This window comes from Actinomadura sp. NPDC049753, from assembly GCF_040674655.1.
Taxonomy (GTDB): Bacteria; Actinomycetota; Actinomycetes; order Streptosporangiales; family Streptosporangiaceae; genus Spirillospora; species Spirillospora verrucosospora.
Window position 1 is genome coordinate 1 of record NZ_JBFARL010000437.1, and the last position, 1,829, is coordinate 1,829.

A 1,829-nucleotide genomic window follows, 5' to 3' on the forward strand; every position below is an offset into this window, starting at 1 on the left:
GGCCGCGTCCGCGCGGGCCGGGCGCCGCTGCGCGGCGGCGAGGTCGAGCGGCGCAACGAGCTGGTCGAGGTGGTGCTGCGGCTGCGCGGGCACGGCGCGGCCGAGCCGTCCCTGGAGGCGTGGGCGCGGGCGGCGGCCCGGCGGTGGCTCGCGGCCAGGCAGCTCGACTCCCATCTGGCGCGCCGGCCCGAGCTGCGGGCCGAGCTGCGCGCCCTTCTCGCGGAGGGTGCGCCGTGAACCCCGTCATCGTGCTGCTGCTGATCGCCGTGTGGGCGGGCGCCATGTGGCTCGGGTTCATGTACGTGTTCCCCGTGCTGTTCGCCGCGACGCTGGTCGTCGCCGGGGCCGCCGCGCTCGGTCTGTACTGCCTGCACGCGTGCCGGACGCTGGCGCCGTCCACGCTGGAGGGGCCCTCGCCGGTCGCCGAGCCCGCCGTCGCCTACCGGCACTACCTGCTCGGCCAGGTGTGGCGCGACTGGTGGATGATCAGCCGCACGGTCGTCCCGCAGGTGTACCGGACGGCCCGGGGCGTCGTGCTGAGGCTGACCCGGACCCTCCTCGGCGGCCCGTGGGGCTTCTTCGTCTTCCCGGTCTGGCTGGCATTGTGCGCGGGCATCGTCGCCGCCGCCGTTCCCGCGGCGGTGTTCGTCCTCGCGCTGACGATCCTGTACGGGCTGGTCGCCGCGGTCGGGCTGGCGTCGTGGCTGGCGTGCGTGCTGGTCCTGGCGGCGGTCGAGCGCGTCTTCATGGGGTACGCCCGCATCCTGCAGACGTGCCCGCACCCCTTCTGCTACGAGCGGATCGGGCTGCCGGAGTACGCGTGCCCGAGCTGCGGGGCGCGGCACCGGCGCCTCTCGCCGGGGGCCGGCGGCGCGTTCCGGCACGTGTGCCGCTGCGGGGCGCGGCTTCCCACGACCGTCCCGCTCGGGCGCTTCCGCCTGGCCGCGTACTGCCCGCACTGCGGCGGGCGGCTGCCCGAGCGCATCGGGCGCGTCCGCGTGGAGCCGCTGCCGTTCGTGGGCGGGCCGGCCGCCGGCAAGACCACCTTCATGGTCCTCGGCATCCGGGCCCTGCACGCGCGGGCCCGCGCGGTCCACGGGCGGCTGTCGTTCGTCGAGCAGCGGCACGCGCAGGCGTACGCGGGCGCGATACGCGAGTTCCAGCGCGGCGGGCGCCTCGCGAAGACCGGCCCCGAGCTCCCCCTGGCGACCATGGTGGACGTGGAGCTTCCGGGCCGCGCGCGGCGCATCCTCTACCTGTTCGACCCCGCGGGCGAGCACTACACGGGCGCGACGGAGGTCGAGTCGCTGCGCTATCTGGACCACGGCGAGGCGCTGCTGTTCGTCGTCGACCCGTTCGCGCTCCCCCAGCTCCGCCGGTCGCTGACCGGGGACGAGAGGGAGTTCGTCGACGAGGCCGCCGCCTCGTCGGAGGAGGACCCGGCCGACACCCTCCAGCGGGTTCTGAACGAGCTGCGCTCGCGTCCCGACCAGGGGCGGCAGAAGCGCGTCGCCGTCGTCGTCACCAAGACGGACCTGCTGCTGCGCACGGAGATCGGGCGCGGTCTGGACCCGGGCGCCGGCCCGCGCGAATGGCTCGACCGCGTCGGGCTGGGCAACACCGTGCGCACGCTCGACCAGGTCGCTGCCCAGGTGCGGTACTTCGCCTCCGGCCTCGACACCGAACCCGCCGCCGTCGCCGACCTGCTCGGCTGGGTGACCGGACTGCCCGCGGCGGACGCCGCGCGAGTCGTCCAGCTATTCGTCATCGAAAAGGTCCGCGAGCTTAGTAGCCGGCGCGTGGGAGTTGTCTCCTCCTGCGTCTTCAAC

General features: G+C 75.1%; 2 protein-coding genes. Both read left to right on the forward strand.

Features of this window, described 5'->3' with window-relative positions; all coding sequences use genetic code 11:
• The coding region (locus tag AB0K37_RS42000) for a hypothetical protein (RefSeq protein WP_363991787.1) at nt 1–237 on the forward strand (237 nt) is incomplete at its 5' end.
• A partial coding sequence (locus AB0K37_RS42005) for a hypothetical protein (protein ID WP_363991790.1) occupies nt 234–1,829 on the forward strand: 1,596 nt, incomplete at its 3' end. The genes AB0K37_RS42000 and AB0K37_RS42005, both read left to right, overlap by 4 nt.